25 protein-coding genes are annotated in these 26,085 nt (G+C 71.8%); 12 read left to right on the top strand and 13 right to left on the bottom strand.

What is annotated here, in order from left to right; all coding sequences use genetic code 11:
- Positions 1-126: 126 nt before the first annotated feature.
- Complete coding sequence (locus ACFY0K_RS01455) at positions 127-540, bottom strand: MarR family winged helix-turn-helix transcriptional regulator (protein ID WP_390638054.1); 414 nt, start codon at positions 538-540, stop codon at positions 127-129.
- A gap of 62 nt (positions 541-602) precedes the next feature.
- Here ACFY0K_RS01455 and ACFY0K_RS01450 point away from each other — a divergent pair, with 62 nt between their 5' ends.
- Both ACFY0K_RS01450 and ACFY0K_RS01445 read left to right on the top strand, forming a co-directional pair.
- Entirely contained in the window at positions 603-1,403 is an 801-nt protein-coding gene (locus ACFY0K_RS01450) for an alpha/beta fold hydrolase (protein ID WP_390638053.1), read from the top strand.
- Positions 1,404-1,422: 19 nt separating this feature from the next.
- On the top strand, positions 1,423-1,872 hold the full coding sequence (locus ACFY0K_RS01445) for a type II toxin-antitoxin system PemK/MazF family toxin (protein ID WP_390638052.1): 450 nt from the start codon (positions 1,423-1,425) through the stop codon (positions 1,870-1,872).
- Positions 1,873-2,001: 129 nt separating this feature from the next.
- On the opposite strand, the gene ACFY0K_RS01440 is transcribed toward ACFY0K_RS01445, so the two are convergent.
- Complete coding sequence (locus tag ACFY0K_RS01440; RefSeq protein ID WP_390638051.1) at positions 2,002-2,829, bottom strand: TIGR02452 family protein; 828 nt, start codon at positions 2,827-2,829, stop codon at positions 2,002-2,004.
- A gap of 300 nt (positions 2,830-3,129) precedes the next feature.
- Between ACFY0K_RS01440 and egtA the strand changes: the two genes are divergently transcribed.
- From egtA to egtD, 4 genes are read left to right on the top strand one after another with little or no spacing between them, the layout of a single operon-like run.
- Positions 3,130-4,467, top strand: coding sequence for an ergothioneine biosynthesis glutamate--cysteine ligase EgtA (gene egtA, locus ACFY0K_RS01435; RefSeq protein WP_390638050.1), 1,338 nt, complete (start codon positions 3,130-3,132; stop codon positions 4,465-4,467).
- Positions 4,464-5,789: an ergothioneine biosynthesis protein EgtB gene (egtB, locus tag ACFY0K_RS01430; protein ID WP_390638049.1), complete on the top strand. Its 1,326-nt coding sequence runs from the start codon at positions 4,464-4,466 to the stop codon at positions 5,787-5,789. Before egtA ends, egtB begins: the two co-directional genes overlap by 4 nt.
- Positions 5,789-6,580 (top strand): ergothioneine biosynthesis protein EgtC, encoded by a 792-nt coding sequence (egtC, locus tag ACFY0K_RS01425; protein WP_390638048.1) that lies wholly within the window; start codon positions 5,789-5,791, stop codon positions 6,578-6,580. The genes egtB and egtC overlap by 1 nt, the downstream gene beginning before the upstream one ends.
- A complete protein-coding gene (gene egtD, locus ACFY0K_RS01420) occupies positions 6,577-7,539 on the top strand; it encodes an L-histidine N(alpha)-methyltransferase (RefSeq protein WP_390638047.1) in 963 nt (320 codons plus the stop codon). The genes egtC and egtD overlap by 4 nt, the downstream gene beginning before the upstream one ends.
- A 132-nt stretch (positions 7,540-7,671) precedes the next feature.
- Here egtD and ACFY0K_RS01415 read toward each other — a convergent pair whose 3' ends face one another.
- Positions 7,672-8,934 carry an extracellular solute-binding protein gene (locus tag ACFY0K_RS01415; RefSeq protein ID WP_390638046.1) on the bottom strand — a complete coding sequence of 421 codons (1,263 nt, stop codon included), beginning with the start codon at positions 8,932-8,934 and terminating at the stop codon, positions 7,672-7,674.
- A 195-nt stretch (positions 8,935-9,129) separates the two neighbouring features.
- Here ACFY0K_RS01415 and ACFY0K_RS01410 point away from each other — a divergent pair, with 195 nt between their 5' ends.
- Positions 9,130-9,345 (top strand): dodecin, encoded by a 216-nt coding sequence (locus tag ACFY0K_RS01410; RefSeq protein WP_293996087.1) that lies wholly within the window; start codon positions 9,130-9,132, stop codon positions 9,343-9,345.
- Between the two features lie 19 nt (positions 9,346-9,364).
- On the opposite strand, the gene ACFY0K_RS01405 is transcribed toward ACFY0K_RS01410, so the two are convergent.
- Complete coding sequence (locus ACFY0K_RS01405; RefSeq protein ID WP_390638045.1) at positions 9,365-9,856, bottom strand: hypothetical protein; 492 nt, start codon at positions 9,854-9,856, stop codon at positions 9,365-9,367.
- A 111-nt stretch (positions 9,857-9,967) separates the two neighbouring features.
- Here ACFY0K_RS01405 and ACFY0K_RS01400 point away from each other — a divergent pair, with 111 nt between their 5' ends.
- Positions 9,968-10,966 (top strand): LLM class flavin-dependent oxidoreductase, encoded by a 999-nt coding sequence (locus ACFY0K_RS01400; RefSeq protein ID WP_390638044.1) that lies wholly within the window; start codon positions 9,968-9,970, stop codon positions 10,964-10,966.
- 9 nt (positions 10,967-10,975) lie between these two features.
- Here ACFY0K_RS01400 and ACFY0K_RS01395 read toward each other — a convergent pair whose 3' ends face one another.
- The gene (locus tag ACFY0K_RS01395) at positions 10,976-13,447 is read right to left on the bottom strand and encodes an ATP-dependent Clp protease ATP-binding subunit (protein WP_390638043.1); all 2,472 of its coding nucleotides are present in this window, start codon (positions 13,445-13,447) and stop codon (positions 10,976-10,978) included.
- A 214-nt stretch (positions 13,448-13,661) separates the two neighbouring features.
- Here ACFY0K_RS01395 and ACFY0K_RS01390 point away from each other — a divergent pair, with 214 nt between their 5' ends.
- The 3 genes from ACFY0K_RS01390 (at position 13,662) to ACFY0K_RS01380 (ending at position 16,440) form a co-directional block, all read left to right on the top strand.
- A complete protein-coding gene (locus ACFY0K_RS01390) occupies positions 13,662-13,853 on the top strand; it encodes an antitoxin (protein WP_382727684.1) in 192 nt (63 codons plus the stop codon).
- 74 nt (positions 13,854-13,927) lie between these two features.
- The gene (locus ACFY0K_RS01385; RefSeq protein ID WP_390638042.1) at positions 13,928-16,264 is read left to right on the top strand and encodes an ATP-binding cassette domain-containing protein; all 2,337 of its coding nucleotides are present in this window, start codon (positions 13,928-13,930) and stop codon (positions 16,262-16,264) included.
- 35 nt (positions 16,265-16,299) lie between these two features.
- Positions 16,300-16,440, top strand: a complete 141-nt coding sequence (locus ACFY0K_RS01380) for a hypothetical protein (RefSeq protein WP_390638041.1) — start codon at positions 16,300-16,302, stop codon at positions 16,438-16,440.
- On the opposite strand, the gene ACFY0K_RS01375 is transcribed toward ACFY0K_RS01380, so the two are convergent.
- From ACFY0K_RS01375 to ACFY0K_RS01355, 5 genes are all read right to left on the bottom strand, one after another.
- A complete protein-coding gene (locus ACFY0K_RS01375) occupies positions 16,395-17,258 on the bottom strand; it encodes a lysophospholipid acyltransferase family protein (protein ID WP_390638040.1) in 864 nt (287 codons plus the stop codon). The genes ACFY0K_RS01380 and ACFY0K_RS01375 overlap by 46 nt on opposite strands.
- Positions 17,258-18,031, bottom strand: a complete 774-nt coding sequence (locus ACFY0K_RS01370) for a GNAT family N-acetyltransferase (protein WP_390638039.1) — start codon at positions 18,029-18,031, stop codon at positions 17,258-17,260. Before ACFY0K_RS01370 ends, ACFY0K_RS01375 begins: the two co-directional genes overlap by 1 nt.
- 369 nt (positions 18,032-18,400) lie before the next feature.
- On the bottom strand, positions 18,401-19,150 hold the full coding sequence (locus ACFY0K_RS01365; RefSeq protein ID WP_390638038.1) for a succinate dehydrogenase/fumarate reductase iron-sulfur subunit: 750 nt from the start codon (positions 19,148-19,150) through the stop codon (positions 18,401-18,403).
- The gene (locus ACFY0K_RS01360) at positions 19,147-21,096 is read right to left on the bottom strand and encodes a fumarate reductase/succinate dehydrogenase flavoprotein subunit (RefSeq protein WP_390638037.1); all 1,950 of its coding nucleotides are present in this window, start codon (positions 21,094-21,096) and stop codon (positions 19,147-19,149) included. Before ACFY0K_RS01360 ends, ACFY0K_RS01365 begins: the two co-directional genes overlap by 4 nt.
- A 2-nt stretch (positions 21,097-21,098) precedes the next feature.
- Positions 21,099-21,770, bottom strand: coding sequence for a succinate dehydrogenase (locus ACFY0K_RS01355; RefSeq protein WP_351955770.1), 672 nt, complete (start codon positions 21,768-21,770; stop codon positions 21,099-21,101).
- Positions 21,771-21,889: 119 nt separating this feature from the next.
- Between ACFY0K_RS01355 and ACFY0K_RS01350 the strand changes: the two genes are divergently transcribed.
- Positions 21,890-22,774 carry a LysR family transcriptional regulator gene (locus ACFY0K_RS01350; protein ID WP_390638036.1) on the top strand — a complete coding sequence of 295 codons (885 nt, stop codon included), beginning with the start codon at positions 21,890-21,892 and terminating at the stop codon, positions 22,772-22,774.
- Positions 22,775-22,869: 95 nt separating this feature from the next.
- Here ACFY0K_RS01350 and ACFY0K_RS01345 read toward each other — a convergent pair whose 3' ends face one another.
- The 3 genes from ACFY0K_RS01345 to ACFY0K_RS01335 are packed head-to-tail and all read right to left on the bottom strand — an operon-like array spanning position 22,870 to position 26,083.
- Positions 22,870-23,784, bottom strand: coding sequence for a carbohydrate ABC transporter permease (locus ACFY0K_RS01345; RefSeq protein ID WP_390638035.1), 915 nt, complete (start codon positions 23,782-23,784; stop codon positions 22,870-22,872).
- A complete protein-coding gene (locus ACFY0K_RS01340) occupies positions 23,781-24,713 on the bottom strand; it encodes a carbohydrate ABC transporter permease (RefSeq protein WP_388601142.1) in 933 nt (310 codons plus the stop codon). Before ACFY0K_RS01340 ends, ACFY0K_RS01345 begins: the two co-directional genes overlap by 4 nt.
- Positions 24,710-26,083 carry an ABC transporter substrate-binding protein gene (locus ACFY0K_RS01335; protein ID WP_390638034.1) on the bottom strand — a complete coding sequence of 458 codons (1,374 nt, stop codon included), beginning with the start codon at positions 26,081-26,083 and terminating at the stop codon, positions 24,710-24,712. Before ACFY0K_RS01335 ends, ACFY0K_RS01340 begins: the two co-directional genes overlap by 4 nt.
- Positions 26,084-26,085 lie beyond the last annotated feature (2 nt).

Here is a 26,085-nt window from a genome sequence, read left to right as displayed (position 1 = left end):
AGCCTTCGGCCGGGGGGGACCCCCAGCGCCCCTTCGGGGCACTGCCGAACGCGGCGGACCTTGCCGGTGCCGCTTGAACCGAAGTAGGGGGGGTGTCCCCGGCCCTGGCCGGGGACACCCCCGTACTCACTCCTGTGCGTTGAGCCGTTGCAGCAGCTCCAGCAGTGTCGTCCGCTCCGCCGTCGACAGGCCGGCGAAGCAGCCGGCGAGCACCTCGCCGGCCACCCCGTGCCCGGCCGCCAGCGTCCGCTCCCCTTCGGGGGTGAGGTGGTGCCGGATCCGCCGCCCGTGGCCGGGCCGCCGTTCCACCAGACCCTGCGCGGCCAGCCGGCCCACCAGCGTGCCGAAGGCCTGCTCGCTCTGGAAGGTGGCCACGGCCAGCTCGCGCGCCGAGGCACCGGGCGACCGGTCGATGGCGCGCAGCGCGTCCCACTGCGCGAGGGTGGTGCCGACGGCGGCGAGCGCGCTGTCCATCGCCCGGTGCTGCCGGTACTGGGCCTGTTTCACCGCTCTTCCGAGAACTTGCAGGTCATCGTGCATGGCTCCACTGTATCCGATGACTAAGCTTGTTTATATCAACATCCTTAGTTAGATTGAGCGGCATGACGACGAACCGCACCGCCCAGGTGTACCCCGACCTCCCCATCTCCCTGACCGAAGCCGGTTCCGGCCGCCCGGTGCTCGTGCTCCACGGAGGCGGCGGCCCGGCCACGGTCTCCGGCCTCGCCGCCCGCCTCGCCGGGACGGCCCACACGATCACCCCGGTCCACCCCGGCTGGGACGGCACACCCCGCCCCGACTGGCTGACCGGTGTCGACGACCTCGCCGTCGCGTATCTCCACCTGCTCCAGGACGGCGAGTTGAGCGACGTCCTGGTCATCGGCTCCTCGCTGGGCGGCCGCCTCGCCGCCGAGATGGCGATACGCGACACGGCCGGACTGATCTCCGGCCTGGTCCTCATCAACGCGGTCGGCGCGGACATCGAAGGCGAACCGGTCACGGACTTCTTCGCGCTGGACCCGCGCGCCCAGGCCGAGCACTCGTGGCACGACCCGGACCGCTTCTACGTCGACCCGGCCACCCTCCCCGCCGCCGAACTCGCCCGCCGCCAGGCCAACATGGCGACCATGCGGCTGCTCACGGACGGCGGCCGGATGAGCGACCCGAAGCTGCTCCCCCGACTGGGGCGGGTGCGGCAGCCCGCGCTGCTGATCTGGGGCGAGAGCGACCGTATCGTCACGCCCGCCTACGGGGCCGCCTACGCGAAGGCCTTCCCGCAGGGCCGGTTCGAGCCGGTCCCCGCGGCCGGTCACCTCCCGCATCTCGAACGCCCCGACGTAACCGCCGAGTTGATCGAGGCGGAGCTGCGCCGCCCCGGGACCCCGCCTGTTCTCGCCGGCTGAGGCCCCTTAGGGTGCCCTCGTGACTGCGTTCATCGACGACGACAACATCCCCGGCCGATACGGCTCCACCGCCACCACCGAGGCCGACCCGCACGAGGTCGGCAAGGTGCGCACCGAGTACTCCCCCGCCCACGACGGCGACCCCGACCCCGGTGAGATCGTGTGGACCTGGGTGCCCTTCGAGGAGAACGACGGGCGAGGCAAGGACCGGCCGGTGCTGGTCGTCGCCCGCGAGGCGGCCGGCACCCTGCTCGCCGTCCAGCTGTCCAGCAAGCGGCACGACAACGACCGCGAATGGGTGGCGATCGGCAGCGGGCCGTGGGACCGCACCGGCCGCGACTCCTGGGTGGACGTGGACCGCGTCCTGCGCCTGCACGAGGACGGCATGCGCCGCGAGGCCTGCGCGCTCGACCGGGGCCGCTTCAACCTCGTACGCCACCGGTTGCACGAGCGCTACGGCTGGAACTGAGCGGGGCGCTGCGCTGGTTGCGCCGTTGGTTCACCGCGGGCCGGTGGGGGCTGGTCGCGCAGTTCCTCCCCCAGCCCTTCGGCCGGAGGGACCCCAGCGCCCCTACGGGGCGCACTTCACCAGAGCCGCTCAGACCTCAATGGTCCGGAACGCCTCGGCGAAGGCGCCCCGGACCACGGAGCCCGGTGTGCGGTCCAGGACGCCGAACACCACGTGGGCGAAGGTCCCGGCGAACCGGCCGCCGGGGCCCAGCAGTCCCCGGAAGGCGGCCGCGACCTGTGCCGGGTCGTTCTGGAACACCCCGCAGCCCCAGGCGCCGAGGACCAGTCGCCGGTAGCCGTGGGCCGCGGCCACCTCCAGCACCCGTTCGGCCCGTACGGCGAGGGCCCCCGGCAGTTCGCCGGTCCGCTCCGGAGCCGTCCGCCGGATCACGCCCGCGTTGGGCGCGGCGGCCGTGAGGAAACCTGCGCGGTAGGGCTCGGCGAGCAGCGCGCCACGGTCGTCGCGGAAGACCGGGACGGCCGGGGAGTGGATCACGCGGTCCGTGTAGAAGGGGTCGCGGTGCGCGCGGTGGTGGTCGTAGTACGCGGCGGCCTCACGCACGCACGTGTACAGCGCGGAGGCGCGGCACAGGGCCTCCTCCTGCGCCTGGGCGCCGTTCAGGTAGCCGCCGCCCGGATTGCGGGCCGAGGCGAAGTTGAGCACGGCCACCGGGGCGTCGGCGAGGCGGCGGGCGGCCTCCAGGCTGCTCTCGCCGGTGACCTCGAAGACGGCGTCCGGGTCCGGGTCCTGGCCCGGCGGGACCGGCACCGGTTCCGGGCCGTACAACCGCGTCCCCGCCCGTGCGGCCGCGATGTCCGCGGCCAGGAGGACCTCCCGGCCGTCGGGCGTGCGGTAGCCGCCCGCCGCCACGATCTCCTCGGTCTGCCGTGCGATGCCGCGCAGGCGCGCGCTCATGGCGCCACCCCCGTGGACGCCATGGCCGCGGCCCGCGCGGCCTCCCCCGTCGTGCTCATGCACGCATCCTGGGCGATGCTGGTGGTGCCGTGCAACGGAGTTTCGCCGGCCTGAAACGGCCGGAAACACGCAAGGAAGCCGCAACGAAGCAGCAAGGAAGAAGAGGTTACCGATCTAGAACGTCCCGATAGGCACCCTTGTGCGAATCGACGTGAAGGTCTTGGGTGGGACGGACGATGCCGCCCCGGACGCATCCACGGCCGGGACGGTGGCATGGTGGAATCTCAGGAGGATCCCGACATGTCCGACTCAATATCCGACAGCGGCGACTGTACCGACGGGTCGGTGAAAACCGACTTCTCGGACGACCGCACGGCTGTCACCGAAGCCGAGGTGGAGGCCCTGGTCAAGGGCATCTGCTTCAAGACCGGCCCGCCCCGCACGCTCGGGGTCGAGGTGGAATGGCTGGTCCACGAGCTGCGCACGCCGCAGCTCCCGGTGACACCCGAACGACTCGAAGCGGCCTACGCCGCACTGCGCACGGTGCCCCTGGGGTCGGCGCTCACCGTCGAACCCGGCGGCCAGCTGGAGCTCAGCTCGCCGCCCGCCGCCTCCCTCACGGAGTGCATCGGCACCGTCTCCGCCGACCTGGACGCCGTCCGCACGGTCCTCGCCGAACAGGACCTCGGACTCGTGGGCGTCGGTCACGATCCCTGGCACACCCCCCGCCGCTTCCTGCGCGAGCCGCGCTACGACGCGATGGAGAGCTGCCTGGACCGTACCGGCACGGCGGGCCGCCACATGATGTGCTCCTCGGCGTCCGTCCAGGTCTGCCTGGACGCCGGCCACGAGGAGCCCGGCCCGCTCGGCTACACCCGGCGCTGGTGGCTGGCCCATCAGCTGGGCCCGGTGCTGGTGGCCGCGTTCGCCAACTCCCCGCTGGTCGGGCACCGGCCCACCGGCTGGGTCTCCACCCGGCAGCTGCTGTGGATGGAGATCGGCGCGGGCCGTGCGGGCGCGCCCCCGCTGGACGGCGACCCGCGCAGCGCCTGGGCCCGGCACGTCCTCGACGCACCGGTGATGTGCCTACGGCGGGACGGCGGCCCCTGGGAAGTCCCCGAGGAGCTGACCTTCCGGGCCTGGACCCGGTCAAGGACGCCCGCCCCGCCCACCGGCGCGGATCTCGCGTACCACCTGACCACGCTGTTCCCGCCGGTCAGGCCGCGCGGTCATCTGGAGCTGCGGATGATCGACGCGCAGCCCGGCGACGACGGGTGGATCGTGCCGCTGGCGGTGACGGCGGCGCTGTTCGACGACCATGAGGCCGCGGAGACCGCGTACCGGACGGTGAAGCCGCTGGCCGAGCGGGCGGGCCCGCGGCCCGCCCCGAACAACCCGCTGTGGATCGACGCGGCCCGCTCCGGGCTCCGCGACCCGGAGCTGCACGAGGCCGCCGTCGCCTGTTTCACGGCGGCGCTCGACGCCCTGCCGAGGATCGGCGCGAGCTCCGAGGTCGTGGACGCCGTGCGGGCGTACCGGGACAGGTACGTGCTGCGGGGCCGCTGCCCGGCCGACGACCTGCTGGACCGACTGCGCGGCACGGCCGGTCGCGCCCATGGGAAGGACATCAGCGCATGACCGAGACCGACGTCGACATCGATATCGAGGCCCTGCGGGACCGGGCGCTGAAGTCCCTGACCACGGCCCGCGACCGCACCACGCTGCTGACCAGTTGCGTGGAGGGGCCCGACCTCACCGCCCAGCACTCCCCGCTGATGTCCCCGCTGGTCTGGGACCTCGCGCACATCGGCAACCAGGAGGAGCTCTGGCTGCTGCGCAACGTCGGCGGCCGGGACGCGATGCGGCCCGAGATCGACAGCCTCTACGACGCCTTCGAGCATCCGCGCTCCGAGCGGCCCTCGCTGCCGCTGCTGCCGCCCGCCGAGGCCCGGCAGTACGCGGCCGAGGTGCGCGGCCGGGCACTGGACCTGCTGGACAGCGCGGCGTTCAGCGGCAGCCGGCTGACCGAGGCGGGCTTCGCCTTCGGGATGATCGCGCAGCACGAACAGCAGCACGACGAGACGATGCTGATCACCCATCAGCTCCGCAAGGGCCCCCAGGCCCTGACCGCCCCGGACCCGGCTCCGGCGCCGCCGTTCACCGGCCCGCCCGAAGTCCTGGTCCCCGGCGGCCCGTTCACCATGGGCACCTCCACCGAGCCCTGGGCGCTGGACAACGAACGCCCCGCGCACCGGCGGGAGGTGGCGCCCTACTGGATCGACACCACGCCGGTGACCAACGGTCAGTACCTGGCGTTCATCGAGGACGGCGGCTACGAGCAGGAGCGCTGGTGGACGCCCGAAGGCTGGGCGCACATCCGGCAGCACTCCATCACCGCGCCGCACTTCTGGCACCGGGAGGGCGGCCAGTGGCTTCGCCGCCGGTTCGGGGTCACGGAGGTCGTGCCGCCCGAGGAGCCGGTGCTGCACGTGTCCTGGTACGAGGCGGACGCCTACGCCCGCTGGGCCGGGCGCCGGCTGCCCACCGAGGCCGAGTGGGAGAAGGCCGCCCGGCACCACCCCGGCGAGAACCGGTCCCGGCGCTACCCCTGGGGCGACGCCGACCCGGCCCCGCACCACGCCAACCTGGGCCAGCGCCACCTGCGCCCGGCCCCGGCCGGCAGCTACCCGGAGGGCGAGTCCCCGCTCGGTGTACGGCAGTTGATCGGTGACGTGTGGGAGTGGACGTCCAGCGACTTCCTGCCCTACCCCGGCTTCACCGCCTTCCCGTACAAGGAGTACTCGGAGGTGTTCTTCGGGCCCGAGTACAAGGTGCTGCGTGGCGGTTCGTTCGCCGTGGACCAGGTGGCCTGCCGGGGGACGTTCCGCAACTGGGACTACCCGATCCGGCGGCAGATCTTCTCCGGCTTCCGCACCGCCCGGTCGGCGGAGGCCGCCTGATGTGCCGTCACCTGGCCTGCCTGGGACCCGAGGAGCCGCTGGGCCGGCTCCTCGTGGAGCCCGAGCACTCCCTGTACCGGCAGTCGTGGGCACCCCGGCTCCAGCGGTACGGGACGGTCAACGCGGACGGTTTCGGGGTCGGCTGGTACGCCCCGGACGATCCGCAGCCGGCCCGCTACCGGCGCGCCGGGCCGATCTGGGCCGACCAGTCCTTCGCCGACCTGGCCCGGGTCGTGCGCACCGGCGCGCTGCTGGCCGCCGTCCGGGACGCGACCCTGGCCGGCGCGGACGCGGAGGCCGCGGCGGCGCCGTTCGCCGCGGGCCGCTGGCTGTTCAGCCACAACGGGGCGATCCCGGGCTGGCCGGGGTCCATGGCGCCCCTGGTCCCGCTGCTGCCCCCGGCCGACCTGCTGTCGATGGAGGCCCGCACCGACTCGGCGTTCGTCTGGGCGCTGGCCCTGCACCGGCTGCGGTCCGGTACGGAGCCGGGCCCGGCCCTTGCCGAAACGGTTCAGCAGGTGGCCGAGGCGGCACCCGCGGCCCGGCTCAACCTCCTCCTGACCGACGGCGAGACCATCACCGCCACCGCCTGGGGCGACAGCCTCCACTACCTCGCGGAACCCGGCCTGCGCACCGTCGTCGCCTCCGAGCCGTACGACGACGACCCGCGCTGGCAGGAGGTCCCCGACCGCGCGCTGCTCACCGCGAGCCGCGCGGGCGTCACCCTCACGCCCGTCGAGAACCCGGTCGAGGACCTGGCATCGGTACCACCTAAGGAGCCCTGTACGTGAGTCCCTTCCGTGTCACCCGCACCCTTCCCGAGGACGCGACGGACGCCGCGCTGCGCGCCGATGTCCTGACCGGCCTCACCGCAACCCCCAAGACGCTGCCGCCCAAGTGGTTCTACGACGCCCGTGGCAGCGAGCTGTTCGAGCAGATCACCGAGCTGCCCGAGTACTACCCGACCCGGGCCGAGCGGGAGATCCTGACCGCCCGGTCCGGTGAGATCGCCGCCGCGAGCGGCGCCCGCACCCTGGTGGAGCTGGGCTCGGGCTCCTCCGAGAAGACCCGCCTGCTCATCGACGCGCTCACCGGCCTGGAGGTGTACGTCCCGGTCGACGTCAGCGAGAGCGCCCTCACGCAGGCCGGCGAGGCGCTCGTCGCGGAGCGGCCGGGGCTGTCCGTGCACGCCCTGATCGCCGACTTCACCGGCCGCCTGGAGCTGCCCGAGACGCCGGGACCCCGGCTCCTGGCCTTCCTCGGCGGCACGATCGGCAACCTGCTGCCCGCCGAGCGGGCGGAGTTCCTGGCCTCGGTACGGCGGCGGCTCGCGCCCGGCGACGCGCTGCTGCTCGGCACCGACCTGGTCAAGGACGAGGAGGTGCTGGTCCGGGCGTACGACGACGCGGCCGGGGTGACGGCCGAGTTCAACAAGAACGTCCTCGGCGTCGTGGACCGGGAGCTGGGCGCCGACTTCGACCCGGAGGCCTTCGACCATGTCGCCCTGTGGGACGCGGACAACGAGTGGATCGAGATGCGGCTGCGGTCCCGGGTGGCGCAGACCGTGAAGGTGCCCGCGCTCGATCTGGCCGTGGACTTCGCGGCGGGCGAGGAGCTGCGCACCGAGGTGTCGGCGAAGTTCCGGCGGGCCGGGGTGACCGCGGAACTGGCCGGTGCGGGGCTGGAGCTGACGCATTGGTGGACCGACGCGCAGGGGCGCTTCGCGCTGTCGCTGAGCGTGGCCCGCTGAGCGTTTCCGCGGACATGCGGTGTCGTCGGTCGTCTGCGGCGCCGTCGTGGCCGGTCGAGCCGTTCCTCCCCCGGCCTTCGGCCGGGGGACCCCCAGCGCCCCTTGCGGGCGCTGCAGAACCGGGGACGCCAGTCATCCGAAGTCGGGTGCGAGTAGTTCGGTGATGCGGCGGGAGGCGCGGCGGGCCTCGGTCCTGGGGTCCGCTCCGTCGAGCACCTTGGTCATGTAGCCCTTGATCGGGTTGTCGGCCTCCACCGCCGGCCAGTCGGGGGTGTGGGGGGTCGCCCGCCCTCGCGCGGCGCCCGCCGCCATGGCGGCGACCCCCTCCTCGCCTGCCACCGCACCCGCCAGGGTGGTCTTGTTGGGCACGTAGTTCATGGTGCGGGCCAGGTCGGTGTCCCACTTGGCGCCGGTCAGCGCGCCGACGACGGCGGTCGCGTCGTAGGGCCGGTCGGTGTTCTGCGGGACGACGAGGTCGGAGCCGCCGGTGAAGACGGCGCCGGGGTGGTCCGCGGTGAGCCCCGGCACCGGGAAGTAGCCGATCTCGCCCTTGAGTTCGGGATTCTCCTGCACGATGGACTGGGCGAGGCCGGGCACCGCGACGATCTGCGCCACCAGTCCGCCGGCGAACACCTGGGCCTGGGGCGGGTGTTCCTCGTCCGCGTCGACGGGTCCCTTGCCGAGGGACTGGAGTTGCCGGTAGAAGTCCATCCCGCGCAGCGCGGCCGGGCTGTCGAGGGCCCCCTTCCACTGGGCGTCCGTCTCCTGGGCGAGGTCGCCGCCCTCGTCCCAGATGAACCCAGAGAGGGTGTACCAGTCCTGTCCGGCGAGGTAGATCCCTTGATTGCCACCGGAGTTGAGCTTCTCGGTGTCGGCCAGCCACTGCGCGCGGGTCTTCGGCGGGGCGGTGATCCCGGCCTTCCTGAACAGGTCCTTGCGGTAGATGACGACCCGGTTGGCGGCGTACCAGGGGATGCCGTACTGGCGGGAGTCGTCCGAGCCGGGCTCGGCGAGGCCGGGCAGCCAGTGCTCCTTGCCCCAGTCGCGCATCGACTCCAGGGTGAGGTCGGTGAGCCGGCCGTCCTCGACGTACTGCGGGACCTGGGTGTTGCCGACCTCGATGACGTCGGGCGCGTCGGCGGAGTCGCTCTTCAGGGCCATCTGCACCTTGTCGACGATGCCGGTCCAGTCCTGGATGCGGATGTCCAGACGGATGTCCTTGTGGGTGCGTTCGAAGTCCGCGGTGAAGCGGCGCAGGAAGTCCGCCGAGGCGCTGTTCCGCATCAGCCAGACCGTGACCGTGTGGCGCCCGCCCCCTTCGCCGGGCAGCACCCCACAGGCGCTCAGCAGGGCGGCGGACACACAGACGAGGGCGAGGGGGCGGCGAGGTCTCACGGGGGTTCCTGTTCTGTCTGGCGGACAGGCGAAGGGGCCCGGCGTGGGGGAACGAGCACTGGGGCCCGTACGGGTGTACGGGATTTTGGTATGGACCAATACGGAGGGTCAAGGGCTGTCGGCGTTTCGGAACCGACGCCTCGCGCTCCGCTTCCGGATGCGGCACCGTGGAGTGACGACGAGAGGAGCTTCCCGATGACCAACCACACCTACCGGGTCACCGAGATCGTCGGCACCTCGCACGAGGGCATCGACCAGGCCATCCGCAACGGTGTCGCACGCGCCAACCAGACCCTGCGCAACCTGGACTGGTTCGAGGTCACGCAGGTCAGGGGCCAGATCGAGAACGGGCAGATCGAGCACTACCAGGTAGGCCTGAAGGTGGGCTTCCGCATCGACGAAGAAGGCTGACGAGGCCGAAGCCGTACCGTCAGGTCCGCCCCTCCCGCTCCTGGGCCTGCTCCAGCGCGGCCGAACGGTCGGCCCAGCGGGCCCGTACGACGGTGAACCCGGCCCGTTCGGCGGCGTCGCACACCAGCTCGTCGTCATCGACCAGGACGCGGACCGAACGCCGTTCCGCGAGCCGCCGCAGGATCTCCAGCTTGGTCTGCCGGGCGGGCCTGCGGTCGGCGTTGCGCCGCATGTTCACGCGCCCCTCGGGCAGTCCGTGGGCGGCGAGCCAGTCCAGCGTGTCGCGGCGGCAGCGCTCGGGGCGCCCCGTGAGGTAGACGATGTCGCACTCCTCTGCGGCGGCGACGGCCAGCGCGATCCCCTCGGCGATCGGCGGATCGTGCGGTGCCGCCGCGAAGAACGCGTCCCAGTCCCGCGGCTTGCGCTCCAGGAACCGCTGCCGGTGCGCGGTGTCGGCGAGGGTGTTGTCGATGTCGAACACGGCGATCGGGCGCTTGCTGCTCTCGGTCACCCGGCAAGCCTAGAACGCGCCGCCCCCGGCGGTTCGGCCGGTGACGGCCAGGGTGCCCACGGCGCAGGAGCCCGGCGGGAATCCCGTGGCCGCACGGCTGTTGAACCCTGTGTGAACGCAACCATCGCCCGGACCCGGTTCTCCGTCCTCGACCGCTCCCGCACCCGCGAGGGGCACGCGCCCGGTGCGGCGCTGCGGGACACGGTGGCGCTGGCCCGGGAGGCGGAGGCGCTCGGCTACCACCGCTTCTGGGTGTCCGAGCACCACGGCGTGCCCGGGGTCGCCGGCTCGGCGCCGACCGTGCTGGCCGCCGCCGTGGCCGCCGCGACCCGGACCATCCGGGTCGGAACCGGCGGGGTGATGCTGCCCAACCACCGGCCGCTCGTCGTGGCCGAGCAGTTCGGCGTGCTGGAGTCGCTGTACCCGGGGCGGATCGACATGGGGCTCGGCCGGTCGGTCGGCTTCACCGACGGGGTGCGCAGGGCACTGGGACGCGACAAGGGCGACGCCGAGGACTTCGCGGCGCAGCTCGGCGAGCTGCTCGGCTGGTTCGAGGGGACCTCGCCGACGGGGGTACGGGCCCGCCCGGCGGAGGGACTGCGGGTGCCGCCGTTCGTGCTGGCGATGGGCGAGGGCGCGGACATCGCGGCCCGGGCCGGGCTGCCCGTGGTCATCGGCGACCTCCGGGGCCGCGAGAAGATGCGGCACGGCATCGAGCGCTACCGCGACCGCTTCCGGCCCTCCCCGTGGGCGGCCGAGCCGTACGTCGTGATCTCCGGGACGGTCGCCGTCGCCGAGACCCCCGAGGCGGCCCGCCGGCTGCTCGTCCCGGAGGCCTGGTCGATGGCGTACTCCCGCACCCACGGCACGTTCCCCCCGCTGCCCCCGGCCGAGGCCGTCGAGGCCCGGACGATGACCGCGCGGGAACGCGGCTTCTACGCGTCCGGGCTCGCCGGGCACATCGCCGGCACCGAGGACCAGGTCGCCCACGAACTGGAGACGGTCCTGAAGGAGACCGGTGCCGACGAGGTGCTGGTCACCACGAGCACGTACGACCGTGCGGCTCTGCTGGACTCGTACCGGCGGCTGGCCGGGATCATCGCCTCCTGACCGGACCGGTCAGACCGTGGCCGGCTTGTCGGAGCGGATCACGATCTCACCGTTCGCCGCGTCCACCACCGCCCGCTCGCCCGCCACGAGCTGGCCGGACAGCAGCAGGTCGGCGAGGCGGTCGTCGACCTCGCGCTGGATGGTGCGGCGCAGCGGACGGGCACCGAAGTCCGGCTGGTGACCGAGGTCGGCGAGCAACTCGGCGGCGCTGTCGGTGACTTCGAGCGTGACGTCCTGGGCGTGCAGCCGGCGTCGGGTGTGTTCCAGCAGCAGGTCGACGATCTCGCGCAGCTGGGTGCGGTCCAGGCCGCGGAAGACGATGATCTCGTCGATGCGGTTCAGGAACTCCGGCCGGAAGTGCTGCTGGAGGGCGGGCATGACCGCCTCGCGGACCTTGGCGTAGTCCTCCGTGCCGGCGGCCAGGATGCGGTCGGCACCGATGTTCGACGTCATGATGACGACGGTGTTCTTGAAGTCGACGGTACGGCCCTGGGCGTCGGTGAGGCGGCCGTCGTCCAGGAGCTGGAGCAGGGTGTTGAAGACGTCCGGGTGGGCCTTCTCCACCTCGTCGAGGAGCAGCACGGCGTACGGCTGCCTGCGCACCGCCTCGGTGAGCTGGCCGGCCTCCTCGTGGCCGACGTATCCGGGCGGGGCGCCGACCAGCCGGGAGACCGTGTGGCGCTCCTGGAACTCGCTCATGTCGAGGCGGATCATGCGGGTCTCGTCGCCGAAGAGGGCGGCGGCCAGGGCGCGGGCCAGTTCGGTCTTGCCGACGCCGGTGGGGCCGAGGAAGAGGAAGCTGCCGACGGGCCGGTTGGGGTCGCTCATGCCGGCGCGGGCACGGCGGACCGCGCGGGCGACGGCGGTGATCGCCTCGTCCTGGCCGACGACCCGCTCGTGCAGGTGCTCCTCCAGCTTCATCAGGCGCTCCCGCTCCTCCTCGGTGAGCTCGGCGACCGGGATGCCGGTGGTGCGGGAGACGACCTCGGCGATGTCCTCGGCGGTGACCTTGGGCGCGTGTTCCTCGGCGGCGCCGGCCTGTTCAAGCTCGGCCTCGGTGTCCTTGATGCGGTCGCGGAGCTCCTTGGCCCGCTCGTACTCCTCGTCGGCGACGGCCTGGTCCTTCTCCCGGTTCAGGGCGGCGATGCGGTCCTCGATGTCCCGGGTGTCGGTGGGCGGGGTCTTCGAGCGCAGCCGGACCCGGGCCGCCGCCTGGTCCATCAGGTCGATCGCCTTGTCGGGCAGGAACCGCGAGGTGATGTACCGGTCGGACAGCTCTGCCGCCGCGACCACCGCCTCGTCGGTGATGCGGACCTGGTGGTGGGCCTCGTAGCGGTCGCGCAGGCCGCGCAGGATCTCGATGGTGTCGTCGACGGTGGGCTCACCGACCAGGATGGGCGCGAACCGGCGCTCCAGGGCCGCGTCCTTCTCGATGTGCTTGCGGTACTCGTCGACGGTGGTCGCACCGATGAGGTGCAACTCGCCACGCGCGAGGGCCGGTTTGAGGATGTTGCCCGCGTCGAGGGAGCCGTCCCCACCCCCGCCCGCACCCACGACCGTGTGCAGTTCGTCGAGGAACAGCACGAGTTCGTCACGCTGCTCGCGGACCTCGTCGAGCAGCTTCTTCAGCCGTTCCTCGAACTCACCCCGGTACTTGGTGCCGGCCACCATCCCGGCCAGGTCCAGGGAGACCAGCCGCTTGCCCTCGAGCGTCTTGGGCACGTCCCCGGCGACGATCCGCTGCGCGATCCCCTCCACGATGGCGGTCTTGCCGACGCCCGGGTCACCGATCAGGACCGGGTTGTTCTTGCTGCGCCGGGAGAGCACCTCGATGGTCTGCTCGACCTCCTCGTCCCGCCCGATCACCGGGTCCAGGCGCCCGGCCCGGGCGTCCTCGGTGAGGTCACGGCCGTACTCGTCGATGGTCGGCGTGGTGCTGGGCTTCCTGCGGTCCCCGGTACCCTCGGCCGGCATCCGGGTCGGCTCCCAGCCGCTTTCGCCGAGCGCCCGGCCGGCCGCCGACTCCGGGTTCGCGGCGAGCGCGCGCAGCAGGTGCTCGGGGCCGATGTAGGAGGCGCCCTCGGCACGGGAGATCTGGTACGCGTCGAGGAGGGCGCGTTTGGCGGCCGGGGTGAGGGTGGTGGGCTCCGCCTTCTCGCCGCCGCCGTGGCCGGCGGTGAGCCGAGCCCTGAGCTGGTCGGGGTCGGCGCCGGCCTCGGTGAGCAGCCGCCGGGTGGAGTCGTGGGTGGTGGCCGCGGCCAGCAGATGCCGGGCGTCCAGTTCGTCGCTGCCCTCGACGGCGGCGAGGTCGCGGGCCTCGGCGACCAGCTCCCGGGCCCGTTCGGACAGCAGACTGCCGATGTCCACGCGCTGGGCGCGGCGGGGCTGGGCACCCGCTCCCGCGCCGCCGAAGAAGCGGGACATCAGCTCGTCGAACTCCTCGAAGGGGCTGCGTCCGAAACCGAAACCGGAAGTACTCATGGGGCCGGGCCTTTCTGCGGACAGCTGTGCGGGGCGGCGCCGCGGGGCGGCTGCGCGACAGCCTCTCCGGAGGGCTTCGCGATCGGCGGCAATCCGCGCCTTCCAAGCTCGCACAGGCGCGCCGGACCCGCACGGGGACGGCCGCCGAGATGCGGACGGCGCCCCGGCCGGTGACGCTGGGGGTGAAAGCCGCAAACCAGCGAGGAGGGCTGCCATGTCCATGCTGGACAAGCTCAAGGGGATGCTCAAGGGCCACGAGGACCAGGCCAGACAGGGCGTCCAAAAGGGCGGCGACATGATCGACCAGCGGACCGGGAACAAGTACCAGTCCCAGGTCGACACGGCCCAGAAGCAGGCCGACGACTACATCGAACGGGAGCGGAGGCGGGGCGACCCTCCGCAGTAGACGCCGACCGCGCGGGCTAGGATCGCGGGGTTTGTCCCTGCCCCGCGAGCCGTCCGTCACGGAGTGTCCGTCCGATGCACAGCCCCCACGACCCGTACGTCCGCGTGCGCGGCGCCCGTGAGCACAACCTCAGGGGCGCCGACGTGGACATCCCCCGGGACGTGCTGGCCGTCTTCACCGGTGTGTCCGGCTCGGGGAAGTCGTCCCTGGCGTTCGGCACGATCTACGCCGAGGCCCAGCGGCGCTACTTCGAGTCGGTCGCGCCGTACGCGCGCCGGCTGATCCACCAGGTCGGGGCACCGAAGGTCGCGGAGATCAGCGGGCTGCCGCCGGCGGTCTCGCTGCAGCAGCGCCGCTCGGCCCCCACCTCCCGCTCCTCGGTCGGCACGGTCACCAACCTCTCCAACTCCCTGCGCATGCTGTTCTCGCGCGCCGGGGACTATCCGCCGGGCGCCGAGCGGCTCGATTCCGACGCGTTCTCCCCCAACACGGCGGCGGGCGCCTGCCCCGAGTGCCACGGCCTGGGCCGGGTGCACCGGACCACCGAGGAGTCCCTGGTCCCCGACCCTTCGCTGTCCATTCGCGAGGGCGCGATCGCCGCCTGGCCGGGTGCCTGGCAGGGCAAGAACCTGCGGGACATCCTGGACGCGCTCGGCCACGACGTCGACCTGCCGTGGCGCGACCTGCCCGCCGAGCAGCGCGAGTGGATCCTCTTCACGGACGAGCAGCCCGTGGTCACCGTGCACCCGGTCCGGGACGCCGACCGCATCCAACGGCCGTACCAGGGCACGTACATGAGCGCCCGCCGGTACGTGCTGAAGACCTTCTCGGACTCCCGGAGCCCGACGCTGCGGGCGAAGGCGGAGCGGTTCCTGACCAGTGCGCCCTGCCCGGTGTGCGGCGGCAGCAGGCTTCGGCCGGAGGCGCTCGCCGTGACGTTCGCCGGCCGTACGATCGCCGAACTCGTCGCGCTGCCGCTGACGGAACTGTCCCGGCTCCTCGGCGGGCAGGCCGAGTCGGAGACCGTGCGGGTCCTCACCGCGGACCTCACCGCCCGCATCGCACCCGTCACCGAACTGGGGCTCGGCTATCTCAGCCTCGACCGGGCCACCCCCACCCTCTCCGCGGGCGAACTCCAACGCCTGCGCCTGGCCACCCAGTTGCGGTCCGGGCTGTTCGGCGTCGTCTACGTCCTGGACGAGCCGTCGGCCGGTCTGCACCCGGCGGACACCGAGGCGCTGCTGACCGTGCTGAAGCGGCTGAAGGCGGCCGGGAACTCGGTGTTCGTGGTGGAGCACCACCTGGACGTGGTGCGCGCCGCCGACTGGCTGGTGGACGTGGGTCCACGGGCCGGCGAGCACGGCGGCGAGGTGCTGCACAGCGGACCGGTGGCGGAGCTGGCCGGCGTCGCGCAGTCCGCCACCGCCCGCTACCTGTTCGCGCGGGATCCCGTCCCGGCCCGCGCACCGCGGCCCGCCGGCGGCTGGCTGACGGTGGGCCCGGTGACCCGGCACAACCTCCGTGGGGTCACCGCCCGGTTCCCGCTCGGTGTCCTCACCGCCGTCACCGGGGTCTCCGGCTCCGGCAAGTCGACGCTGATCGGCGAGATCACCGGGGAACCGGCCGAGGTCGGACGTCTGGTCGCCGTCGACCAGAAGCCGATCGGCCGCACCCCGCGCTCCAACCTGGCCACCTACACCGGCCTGTTCGACGTCGTACGGAGGGTGTTCGCGGCCACCGGGCAGGCGCGGGAACGGGGTTACGGCGTCGGGCGGTTCTCCTTCAACGTGGCCGGGGGCCGCTGCGAGACCTGCCAGGGCGAGGGGTTCGTCAGCGTGGAGCTGCTGTTCCTGCCGAGCACCTACGCGCCGTGCCCGGACTGTGGCGGGGCGCGCTACAACCCCGAGACGCTCGAAGTGACCTACCGGGGGCGGAACATCGCCGAGGTGCTGGACCTGACCGTGGCGGGCGCGGCGGAGTTCTTCGCGGACACCCCGGCCGCCGTGCGCAGCCTGGCCACGCTCCTCGACGTGGGCCTCGGCTATCTGCGGCTCGGGCAGCCCGCCACCGAGCTGTCCGGCGGCGAGGCCCAGCGCATCAAGCTGGCGGGCGAGCTGCAGCGCGGCCGGCGCGGCCACAGCCTCTACCTCCTCGACGAGCCGACGACAGGACTGCACCCGGCCGATGTCGAGGTGCTGATGCGGCAGTTGCACGGGCTGGTCGACGCCGGGCACACGGTCGTGGTGGTCGAGCACGACATGACGGTGGTGGCCGACGCCGACTGGGTGATCGATCTGGGGCCGGGCGGCGGGGACCAGGGCGGGCGGATCGTCGCGGCGGGCCCGCCTGCCGAGGTGGCCCGGGCCGGGGACAGCGTCACCGCGCCCTATCTGTCCCGTTCCCTCCCCTGAGGGTCTTCAGAAACGCTTCAGGTTGCCCCGGAACCTTGAGCGCATGCACGGACACCACCCCCGCACCCCCGAACGGCACGCCCACCCAGCAGCACATCCACACCGTCATCCGCACGCCCAACGGCGGCGACTACGGCGTCGACCTGCTCAAGCTCCACTTGGAGACCGACCACTGAGAGGCCCGCTCGGGGCTCACCAGAGCCGCGTGCGTCCAGGCCGGCTCGTGGGTCACCGGCTGGGCGGCGCGGGCGAGGGTACGACGGTCCGGGTGGCTGCCGGCCGCTATCACTGGCCGTATGTCCACCTCGGCCACCAGGCCGCGGGTCGAGACCACTCGCCAGAGGGAGGCCAGCAGCGTGTCCGCGCCGACGTAGGCGGGCACGGTGCTGGCCGCTCCGGCTTCCAGCCGGTAGTGCAGCCGCACCGGCTGCACGGGCGCGCCGGCGTCCAGCGCGGCCTGGAACACGGCGCGCCGGAACCGTCCCTGGGCCCGGCCGCACCAGGTGCTGCCCTCCGGGAAGGCGACCACCGCGGCCCCCTCCCGCAGCGCCCCCGCGATCCGGCCGACCGTGTCCGGCAGGGCACGCAGCCGGTCCCGGTCGATGAACAGCGCCCCGGCCCCGGCCACCAGCGCCCCGGCCACCGGCCACTCGCGGATCTCCTTCTTGGCGAGCATCCGCGCCGGCCGGACGGCGGCCAGCAGCGGGATGTCCATCCAGGAGATGTGGTTGGCGACGAGCAGCACCCCGCCGGTGCTCGGGGCGCTGCCGGTGATCCGGACCTGGACCCCGGCGGCCCGGATGAGCGTGCGGGAGAACCGCCGCACCCACTCGGTGGGGATCCTCCCGCCGAGCGGCAGCAGCGCGATGGCGACGAGCATCAGGACCACCACCGCGGCGAACCGCAGCACGGCCCGGGGCAGGGTCGTCAGGGACCCCGCACGCTCCACGCACGCGCCCGGGGTGCAGGGCGCGCTGGGCAGCCAGACGCTCATCAGGCCGGAACGAGCGAGAGGAAGTGCCGCAGATAGCGCGCGTTGACGCGGCGCATCGACAGCAGCACGTACATGTCGGCGACCCCGAAGTCCGGGTCGTGCGCGGGCTCGCCGCACACCCAGGCGCCGAGGCGAAGGTAACCGCGCAGCAGGGCGGGCAGCTCGGTACGGCCCTCGGACGCCGGCACGCCGGGGACCCAGGGGTTCAGCGGCCGTACCCGGAACTCCTCGGGCGCGAGGTGCTTGGCCTGCACCCGGTCCCAGGTGGCGGCGGCGAGGGCGCCGCCGTCGGCGAGCGGGACGGAGCAGCAGCCGGCCAGCCATTCGTGGCCGCGGTCGACCATGTACCGGGCTATGCCGGCCCAGATCAGGCCGATGACGGCACCGTCGCGGTGGGCGGGGTGCACGCAGGAGCGGCCGACCTCGACGAGGCCGGAGCGGATGGGGGCGAGCGGGCTCAGGTCGAACTCGCCCTCGGAGTAGAGGCGGCCGGCGAGCGCGGCGCGCTCCGGCGGCAGCAGCCGGTAGGTGCCGACGACCTCGCCGGTGAGGGCCTCGCGGATGAGGAGGTGGTCGCAGTACGCGTCGAAGGCGTCCACGTCCAGTCCCGGCTCCGGCCCGTCGAGCCGGGCGCCCATCTCTCCGGCGAACACCTGGTGGCGCAGCCGCTGTGCGGCCCGGACGTCGTCCTCGTCACGGGCGAGCTGTACCAGGTAGCCGGAGTCCCCGGGCGGGGCGGCGAGAGCGGGGGGTGAGGCGGGCATGGCGGTCATGGAGGTCTCCTGCGCCGAGCGGAAGCTGAGGAAATCTGCACCTGCTTTCTTCCGTGGCAGGCTGGACTCGGCGTGACATGCGCGGGACCCGTGGATGTGGGACTGCTGAATGCCGGGGGTCGGGGCCTCTCCGGTCACTCACGGACGCCTGAGGGTAACGCCACCGTGATCAAACGGCCGTAAAGAACGCGAGACGGGGCCGGTGAGCACCAACACCGACCCCGCCCGTCCGCACCTGACGGCGAACGTCTTTCACATGTCAGCGCCCTCGCAGGAGCGCCCCTTTAGGGGCGCTGGGGGTACCCCCGGCCGAAGGCCGGGGGAGGAACTGCGCGACCAGCCCCCACACACCCGCACTCCCCGACGGCGCTACCGCTTCCCCACCTTCCGGGTAGCCCGCAGCCACTCTTTGTTCATGCTCGTAATGGACACCAGCGGAATCCCCTTCGGACAGGCCGTCGCACACTCCCCCGCCAGCGTGCACCCACCGAACCCCTCCGCATCCATCTGCGCCACCATGTCCAGCACCCGCGTCTCCCGCTCGGGCGCCCCCTGGGGCAGGACGTTCAGGTGGTTCACCTTGGCGGACGTGAACAGCATCGCCGCCCCGTTCGGGCACGCCGCCACACACGCCCCGCACCCGATGCACTCGGCGTGCTCGAACGCGAAGTCGGCGTCGGCCTTCGGCACCGCCGTGGCGTGCGCCTCCGGCGCCGCCCCGGTCGGCGCGGTGATGTACCCGCCGGCCTGGATGATCCGGTCGAACGCCGACCGGTCCACCACCAGGTCCTTGATCACCGGGAACGCGGACGCCCGCCACGGCTCGACGTCGATCGTGTCGCCGTCCTTGAAGGACCGCATGTGCAGCTGGCAGGTGGTGGTGCGCTCAGGCCCGTGCGCATCCCCGTTGATCACCAGGGAGCACGCGCCGCAGATCCCCTCGCGGCAGTCGTGGTCGAAGGCGACGGGGTCCTCGCCGCGCAGGATGAGTTCCTCGTTGAGGGTGTCGAGCATCTCCAGGAACGACATGTCGGAGGAGATGCCGTCCACCTCGTACGTGGACATCGCGCCGTCGGCGTCGGCGTTCTGCTGCCGCCAGACGCGCAGGGTGAGCTTCATGCGTAGCTCCGCTGGGTGGGGTGGACGTACTCGAAGACCAGGTCTTCCTTGTGCAGCACCGGGGCGTCCCCGGTACCGGTGAACTCCCAGGCGGCCGCATACGCGAACTCGTCGTCCTTGCGGGCGGCCTCGCCGTCCGGCGTCTGGGACTCCTCCCGGAAGTGGCCGCCGCAGGACTCGGCGCGGTGCAGCGCGTCGAGGCACATCAGCTCGGCGAGTTCCAGGTAGTCGACGATGCGGTTGGCCTTCTCCAGGGACTGGTTGAACTCCTCGCCGGTCCCCGGGACCTTGATCCGCCGCCAGAACTCCTCGCGGATCTGCGGGATGCGCTCAAGTGCCTTGCGCAGTCCGGCGTCCGTGCGGGCCATGCCGCAGAACTCCCACATCAGCTCGCCGAGTTCGCGGTGGAAGGAGTCGGGGGTGCGGTCGCCGTCGACGGACAGCAGCAGGTTCAGCCGGTCCTCGGTCTCGGCCAGCACCTCCTGGACGACGGGGTGTTCGCCGGTCACCGCGTCCTGGTGGGGGTTGCGGGCGAGGTAGTCGTTGATGGTGGCCGGGAGGACGAAGTAGCCGTCGGCCAGGCCCTGCATCAGCGCGCTCGCGCCGAGCCGGTTGGCGCCGTGGTCGGAGAAGTTGGCCTCGCCGACCGCGAACAGGCCGGGGACGGTGGTCTGGAGGTCGTAGTCGACCCAGAGCCCGCCCATCGTGTAGTGCACGGCGGGGTAGATCCGCATCGGCACCTCGTACGGATCCTCGTCCGTGATCCGCTGGTACATGTCGAAGAGGTTGCCGTACTTGGCCTCGACGGCCGCCCGCCCCATCCGCTGAATGGCGTCGGCGAAGTCGAGATAGACGCCCTGCCCGCCGGGGCCGACACCCCTGCCCTCGTCGCAGACGTTCTTCGCGGCGCGGGAGGCGATGTCGCGCGGGACCAGGTTGCCGAAGGACGGGTAGATGCGCTCCAGGTAGTAGTCGCGCTCGTCCTCGGGGATCTGGTTGGCCGGCCGGGTGTCGCCCTTGGCCGTGGGCACCCAGATCCGCCCGTCGTTGCGCAGCGACTCGCTCATCAGGGTGAGCTTGGACTGGTGGTCGCCGGTGCGCGGGATGCAGGTGGGGTGGATCTGCGTGAAGCACGGGTTGGCGAAGTACGCGCCGCGCCGGTGCGCCCGCCAGATCGCGGTGGCGTTGGAGTTCATGGCGTTCGTCGACAGGTAGAAGACGTTGCCGTAGCCGCCGCTGGCGAGGACGACGGCGTCCGCGAAGTAGGTGTCGATCTTCCCGGTGATCAGGTCCCGGGCGACGATCCCGCGCGCCCGTCCGTCGACCACGATCACGTCGAGCATCTCGGTGCGCGGATGCATCTCCACGTTCCCGGCGGCGATCTGCCTGCTCAGGGCCTGGTAGGCGCCGAGGAGCAGCTGCTGGCCCGTCTGGCCGCGGGCGTAGAAGGTGCGGGACACCTGGACGCCGCCGAAGGACCGGGTGTCGAGCAGCCCGCCGTATTCGCGGGCGAACGGCACGCCCTGCGCCACGCACTGGTCGATGATCTCGACGGAGATCTGTGCGAGGCGGTGGACGTTGGACTCGCGGGCCCGGAAGTCGCCGCCCTTGACGGTGTCGTAGAACAGCCGGTGGACGGAGTCGCCGTCGTTGCGGTAGTTCTTCGCGGCGTTGATCCCGCCCTGAGCGGCGATCGAGTGGGCGCGGCGCGGGGAGTCCTGGTAGCAGAACTGGACGACGTGGTAGCCCTGTTCGGCGAGGGTGGCCCCGGCGGAGCCGCCGGCCAGGCCGGTGCCGACGACGATCACCGTGTGCTTGCGCCGATTGGCGGGGTTGACCAGCTTGGCCTCGAAACGGCGCTTGTCCCAGCGCTCGTTGACCGGTCCCGCGGGGGCCTTGCCGTCGGAGACGGGTTCGCCGGTCGTGTAGTTCACGTATTCGGTCATGTTCAGCTCACCACTCCGGTCATGACACCCACGGGTACGGCGATGAATCCGGCCGTGAGCAGCAGTGCGAGGACGTCGGCCGTGATCTTGAGGGCGCGGTCGCGGGTGCGGCTGCCGACGCCGAGGGTCTGGGCGGCGCTCCAGAAGCCGTGCCGCACGTGCAGGCCGAGCGCGAGCATCGCGACGATGTAGATGACGTCGCCGTACCAGGTGGAGAAGGTGTCCACGACGTTCTGGTACGGGTGGCCCTCCTGGAAGCCGCCGGAGTGCACGGTGCCGGTGGTCAGGTCGAGGATGTGCCAGACGATGAACAGGCCGAGGATGATCCCGCCCCAGCGCATGGTGCGGGTGGCGTAGGAGGCCCGCTGCTTCTTGTGCACGTACTTGCTCGGGCGTGCCTTGATGTCGCGGCGGCTGAGCTGGTAGGCGGACGTGGCGTGGGCGACCACGGCGACGACCAGGACGATCCGGATGAGCCAGAGCGTCCACTCGTAGTGCATGAACGGTTCGCCGATGGTGCGCAGCCAGTGGGCGTAGTGGTTGAACTCGCCGGCCCCGAAGTAGATCTTCAGGTTCCCGATCATGTGGACGACCAGGTAGAGCAGCATGATGAGGCCGCTGACGGCCATCACGGTCTTCTTGCCGACGGAGCTGTCCCACATCGTGCGCGCCATGGACGGCCGTCGGTCCGTCCGCGTTGCCAGAGCCATGGGGATGACGCTAAGGCCGGACCACCTGATCGGTCCAAGACATGGTACGGCTGGATTCCATAGCCGCAAGCTATCGTGTCACCATGCAGTTCCAGCAGCTTCAGTACTTCGTCGCCGTGGCCGAGACCCGGCACTTCACCCGGGCCGCCGAGCTGGTCCATGTCGCCCAGCCGTCGCTGTCCCAGCAGATCAAGGCGCTGGAGCGGGAGCTGGGGGCGGATCTGTTCCTGCGGGCGCGGGGCAACATCACCCTCACCGACGCGGGCGAGGCGCTGCTGCCGCTGGCCCGGCGCATCCTCGCGGACGCGGACACCGCCCGGCACGAGGTGCAGGAACTGGTGCAGCTGCGCAGCGGCCGGGTACGGCTGGGGGCGACGCCGAGTCTGTGCACCGGGTTGCTGCCGGACGTGCTGCGGGCGTTCCACGACCGGTACCCGGGGATCCAGCTGCTGATCGAGGAGAGCGGCTCCCACGACCTGGTGCGGGAGCTGGCGCGCGGGGCGCTGGACCTGGCGCTGATCGTGCTGCCGCTGCCGCCGGCGTCGCCCGCGCTGACGACCGTGGAGCTGCTGCGGGAGGACCTGGTGGTGGTGTCCTCGCCCGAGGCGACGGTGCCCGGCCGGGGGCGGGGCGGGGTGAAGATCTCCGATCTGGAGGGGGAGCGGCTGGTCATGTTCCGGCACGGGTACGACCTGCGGGAGCTGACCGTCGCGGCGTGTCGCTCCGCTGGGTTCGAGCCGGGCTTCGCGGTCGAGGGGGGCGAGATGGACGCGGTGCTGGGGTTTGTGCGGGCCGGGTTGGGGGTGGCCGTGGTGCCCCGGATGGTGGCGGCGCGGTCGGGGCGGGGGTTGCGGGTCACTCCGTTGGCCCCGCCGGGGTTGCATCGGACGATCGCGTTGGCGCACCGGAGTGATGTGGCGCCGCCGCGGGCTGCTCGGGAGCTTCAGAGGATGCTGTTGGAGAGGTGACGGGGTGGGAGCGCCGTGGTTGGGTGCGGGTGCGTGGGGGCTGTTCGCGCAGTTCCCCGCGCCCCCAAGAAAAGAAGGGGCGCTGTCAGCACCGCCTATTCCTTCGTGGACCCGGCCAGCATCCCCGACACCAGCGTGCGCTGGGAGAAGAGGAACAGGACCAGGACCGGCAGGATCGCGATGATGATCGCCAACGCCAGTTCGGGGATGGTGATGTTGAGGCCTGCGCCGGCCACCGGGTTGAACGACGGGGTGGAGGTGAGGAGTTGGTTGAGGCCTACCTGGACCGGGAACTCGTTGCTGTTCGGGAGGACCAGGTAGGGCAGGAAGAAGTTGTTCCAGTTGCCCACGAAGCTGAAGAAGGCGACCAGGCCGATCACCGGCTTCGCCAGGGGCAGGGCGATGCGGGAGAAGAGCTGCCACTCGGTGCAGCCGTCGATGCGCGCGGCCGACAGCAGGTCCCTGGGGAGGCTGCTGCCGAAGTAGATGTACACGAGGTACACGCCGAACGGGTAGAAGGAGAAGGGCAGGATCACCGACCAGACCGTGCCGATCAGGTGGAAGCGGTTGAGCTCCAGGAAGACCGGGAGCACCAGGGTGGCCTGCGGCATGATCATGGTGACCAGGGTGATCACGAGGAGCGTCTTGCGGCCCCTGAACCTCGTCAGGGCCAGGGCGTAGCCGGCCGGCACGCTGACGGCGAGGGTGAGAACGAGTGAACCGCCCGAGTAGATCGCCGAGTTCTTCAGCCAGGTGAGCATCGCGCCGTCCTGGAACGCGAAGAGGTGGCGCCAGGCCGCACCGATCTGGTGGAACGAGCCGAAGGACAGTGGGTTGTCGCGGACCACCTCGCCGGCCGTCTTCGACGGGGCGAGCAGCAGCCAGACCACCGGCAGGACGAAGAAGACCAGGAGGAAGGCCAGCAGGACGGCCACGATCAGGAAGGAGAGGGCCCGGGACGGCCGGACGCGCCGGACCGCCGCTGCCGGGGGAAGAGTTGATTGCGTCATGACTCATCCAACTTGAACAGGTTCGAGCGGGCGACCAGCAGGCCGGCGGCCAGGAGTCCCACGGCGAGCAGGACGACGGAGATCGCGGCGGCGCCGTTGAAGTCGCCCTGCTGGAAGGCGTACACGTAGGCGAGCTGGTTGGGCGACCAGGTGGGGCTGACCCGGCCGAGGCTGGCCGTCTGGAGCAGCTGGGGCTCGACGAACAGCTGGGTGCCGGTGGCGAAGGCCATGATGGTCATGTAGACGATCCACTGCCGGATCATCGGGATCTGGATGTGCCAGGCCGTGCGCCAGGGACCCGCGCCGTCCATCCGGGCGGCTTCGAGGACCTCGTCGGGGATGTTGTTCAGCGCCCCGTACATCACCACCATCCAGCCGCCCGCGCCGGTCCAGAAGGCGATGAGCATGAGGATCAGGGGGAGGTTGGCGGGGGCGAGGACGGCCGCGAAGGTCTGCATGCCCATGCTCTTCAGCAGCCAGGACACCGGGCTGACGTCGGGATCCAGCATGAACAGCCAGACCAGGACGCTGGCCACGCCGGCGAGGGCGCCGGGGATGTAGTAGAGGAAACGGAAGAGGGCGGAGGTGCCGGGGCGGACCCGGCTGCGCAGGATCACCGCGACCAGGACGACCAGGATCACCAGGGCGGCCAGCCACAGCAGCAGGTAGATCAGCATGTGGGTGAAGGCGGGCCCGAAGCGGTAGTCCTGGACCACCTTGACGAACTGGTTGAGGCCGGTGAACTGGCCCTGGTCGTTGGTGAACGACAGGTAGAAGGAGTAGGCGGTCGGCACGATGCCGAACGCGAGCAGGAGCAGCGTGTAGGCGGCGACGAACCAGTAGCCCGCACGGCCGCGGGCCCCGCGCCGCGGCGGGGTGCCACGGCGCGGGGAGGAGACGGCGACGTGCTCGGTCTCCAGCAGGGTCACTTGTTCTCCACCTTGTATCCGTGTGCCTTCGCCTCGTTGCTGATCTCCTGCTGCCAGGCCGGCAGCGTGCCGGTCAGGCTCTTGCCGGCGGTGAGGGCGGGCAGCACGACGCTCGACCAGGCGGTGGCGTCGGAGAACTTGGTGTTGGACCAGCCGGTCCACACCTCGTCGGCGGCCTGCTCGAACGCTCCGCTGACGTCGCCGGCGAAGTAGTCGCTGTTGGCCGGGTTCTTCAGCCAGGCCTGCGCGGCCTTGGTGTAGGCGGGGTAGGTGGGCGCGGACGCCTGGTTCTCGTCGGACGTGGTCAGCCAGGTGACCAGGTCCGTGGAGGCCTTGAGGTTGGCGCTGTGCGAGGACACCATCCAGACCCCGCCGCCGACGTTGCCGGTGGCCGCCTTCGTCTCGCCCTGCCAGGTGAGCGGGGGTGCCGCGGCGATCTGCTTGGCCGGGGTCTTGAAGGCGGCCTTGAAGAGGTACTGGCCGTACCAGGACGGGCCGTACGCCATCAGGACCTTGCTGCCGCTGTCCTTGGCGAAGCCCTGGCTGAAGAAGCCCTTGGTGGTGACGGCCTTCGCGTCGATCAGGCCGTCCAGCAGCTTCGCCGTGCGGGTGCAGTTCGGGTCCTGCAGATCGGTGCGCAGGGTGTCCGGCTTCACCAGGTCGAACGCCGGGCACTGGCCGGACCAGAAGTACGACTCGTGGGAGTTGGTGTCGCCGACCGAACCGACGAGGTAACCGGGGTGTTCCTTGGCGACCTGCTTGCCGAGGGCCTCGTACTCCTCCCAGGTGGTGGGGACCTGGTAACCCCACTTGTCCATGAGGGACTTGTTGTACCAGAGGACGACCTGGGCGATGTCGTTGCGCAGGCAGTAGGTGTGGCCGTTGAACTGGCAGGGCGTCAGGGAGCCCTTGGCGAAGCCGTCCAGGGTGTTCTGCGGGACGAGCTTGTCGTCCAGCGGGGCGGCGAACGGCTGTGCGCCGGGCTTGGTGGGCTCGGAGGCCCAGGTGACGTCGGTGGGCGAGCCGAAGACCACGTCCGGCCAGCCGCTGCCGGTGCGGTCGAAGAGCTGCACCTTGGACTGGAGGTAGGTCGAGCCGTCGGCCCCGCCGTCGTACGTGACGATGTCCATCTTCACGTCCGGGTGGGCCTTCTGGTACGCCTGCACGGACGGCAGCCGGGTCGAGTCCGCCCAGACCGTGATCTGTGAACCGTCCTTCTGCGTGGCCGGCTTGAACGTCGACTGGTCGGAGGAGGACTGCGCGGTGGTGTCGGCGCTGGCGCACCCGGCCAGGAGCGCCGCGGTGGTCAGACAGAGCGCGGCGGCGGCCGTACGCAGCACGCCCGCTCTCTTGGAGACGGAAGACCTCATCG

The organism is Streptomyces sp. NPDC001507, from assembly GCF_042894765.1.
In the GTDB taxonomy this organism is placed as follows: Bacteria; Actinomycetota; Actinomycetes; order Streptomycetales; family Streptomycetaceae; genus Streptomyces.
This window is presented reverse-complemented; position numbering and strand designations above follow the sequence as displayed.

Bases quoted from the DNA above. Each gene is read 5' to 3' on its own strand.
- ACFY0K_RS01455 (WP_390638054.1), bottom strand. From the start codon at position 540: ATGCACGATGACCTGCAAGTTCTCGGAAGAGCGGTGAAACAGGCCCAG.
- ACFY0K_RS01450 (WP_390638053.1), top strand. From the start codon at position 603: ATGACGACGAACCGCACCGCCCAGGTGTACCCCGACCTCCCCATCTCC.
- ACFY0K_RS01440 (WP_390638051.1), bottom strand. From the start codon at position 2,829: ATGAGCGCGCGCCTGCGCGGCATCGCACGGCAGACCGAGGAGATCGTG.
- egtA (WP_390638050.1), top strand. From the start codon at position 3,130: ATGTCCGACTCAATATCCGACAGCGGCGACTGTACCGACGGGTCGGTG.
- egtB (WP_390638049.1), top strand. From the start codon at position 4,464: ATGACCGAGACCGACGTCGACATCGATATCGAGGCCCTGCGGGACCGG.
- egtC (WP_390638048.1), top strand. From the start codon at position 5,789: ATGTGCCGTCACCTGGCCTGCCTGGGACCCGAGGAGCCGCTGGGCCGG.
- ACFY0K_RS01410 (WP_293996087.1), top strand. From the start codon at position 9,130: ATGACCAACCACACCTACCGGGTCACCGAGATCGTCGGCACCTCGCAC.
- ACFY0K_RS01395 (WP_390638043.1), bottom strand. From the start codon at position 13,447: ATGAGTACTTCCGGTTTCGGTTTCGGACGCAGCCCCTTCGAGGAGTTC.
- ACFY0K_RS01390 (WP_382727684.1), top strand. From the start codon at position 13,662: ATGTCCATGCTGGACAAGCTCAAGGGGATGCTCAAGGGCCACGAGGAC.
- ACFY0K_RS01385 (WP_390638042.1), top strand. From the start codon at position 13,928: ATGCACAGCCCCCACGACCCGTACGTCCGCGTGCGCGGCGCCCGTGAG.
- ACFY0K_RS01375 (WP_390638040.1), bottom strand. From the start codon at position 17,258: ATGAGCGTCTGGCTGCCCAGCGCGCCCTGCACCCCGGGCGCGTGCGTG.
- ACFY0K_RS01370 (WP_390638039.1), bottom strand. From the start codon at position 18,031: ATGACCGCCATGCCCGCCTCACCCCCCGCTCTCGCCGCCCCGCCCGGG.
- ACFY0K_RS01365 (WP_390638038.1), bottom strand. From the start codon at position 19,150: ATGAAGCTCACCCTGCGCGTCTGGCGGCAGCAGAACGCCGACGCCGAC.
- ACFY0K_RS01360 (WP_390638037.1), bottom strand. From the start codon at position 21,096: ATGACCGAATACGTGAACTACACGACCGGCGAACCCGTCTCCGACGGC.
- ACFY0K_RS01355 (WP_351955770.1), bottom strand. From the start codon at position 21,770: ATGGCGCGCACGATGTGGGACAGCTCCGTCGGCAAGAAGACCGTGATG.
- ACFY0K_RS01350 (WP_390638036.1), top strand. From the start codon at position 21,890: ATGCAGTTCCAGCAGCTTCAGTACTTCGTCGCCGTGGCCGAGACCCGG.
- ACFY0K_RS01345 (WP_390638035.1), bottom strand. From the start codon at position 23,784: ATGACGCAATCAACTCTTCCCCCGGCAGCGGCGGTCCGGCGCGTCCGG.
- ACFY0K_RS01335 (WP_390638034.1), bottom strand. From the start codon at position 26,083: ATGAGGTCTTCCGTCTCCAAGAGAGCGGGCGTGCTGCGTACGGCCGCC.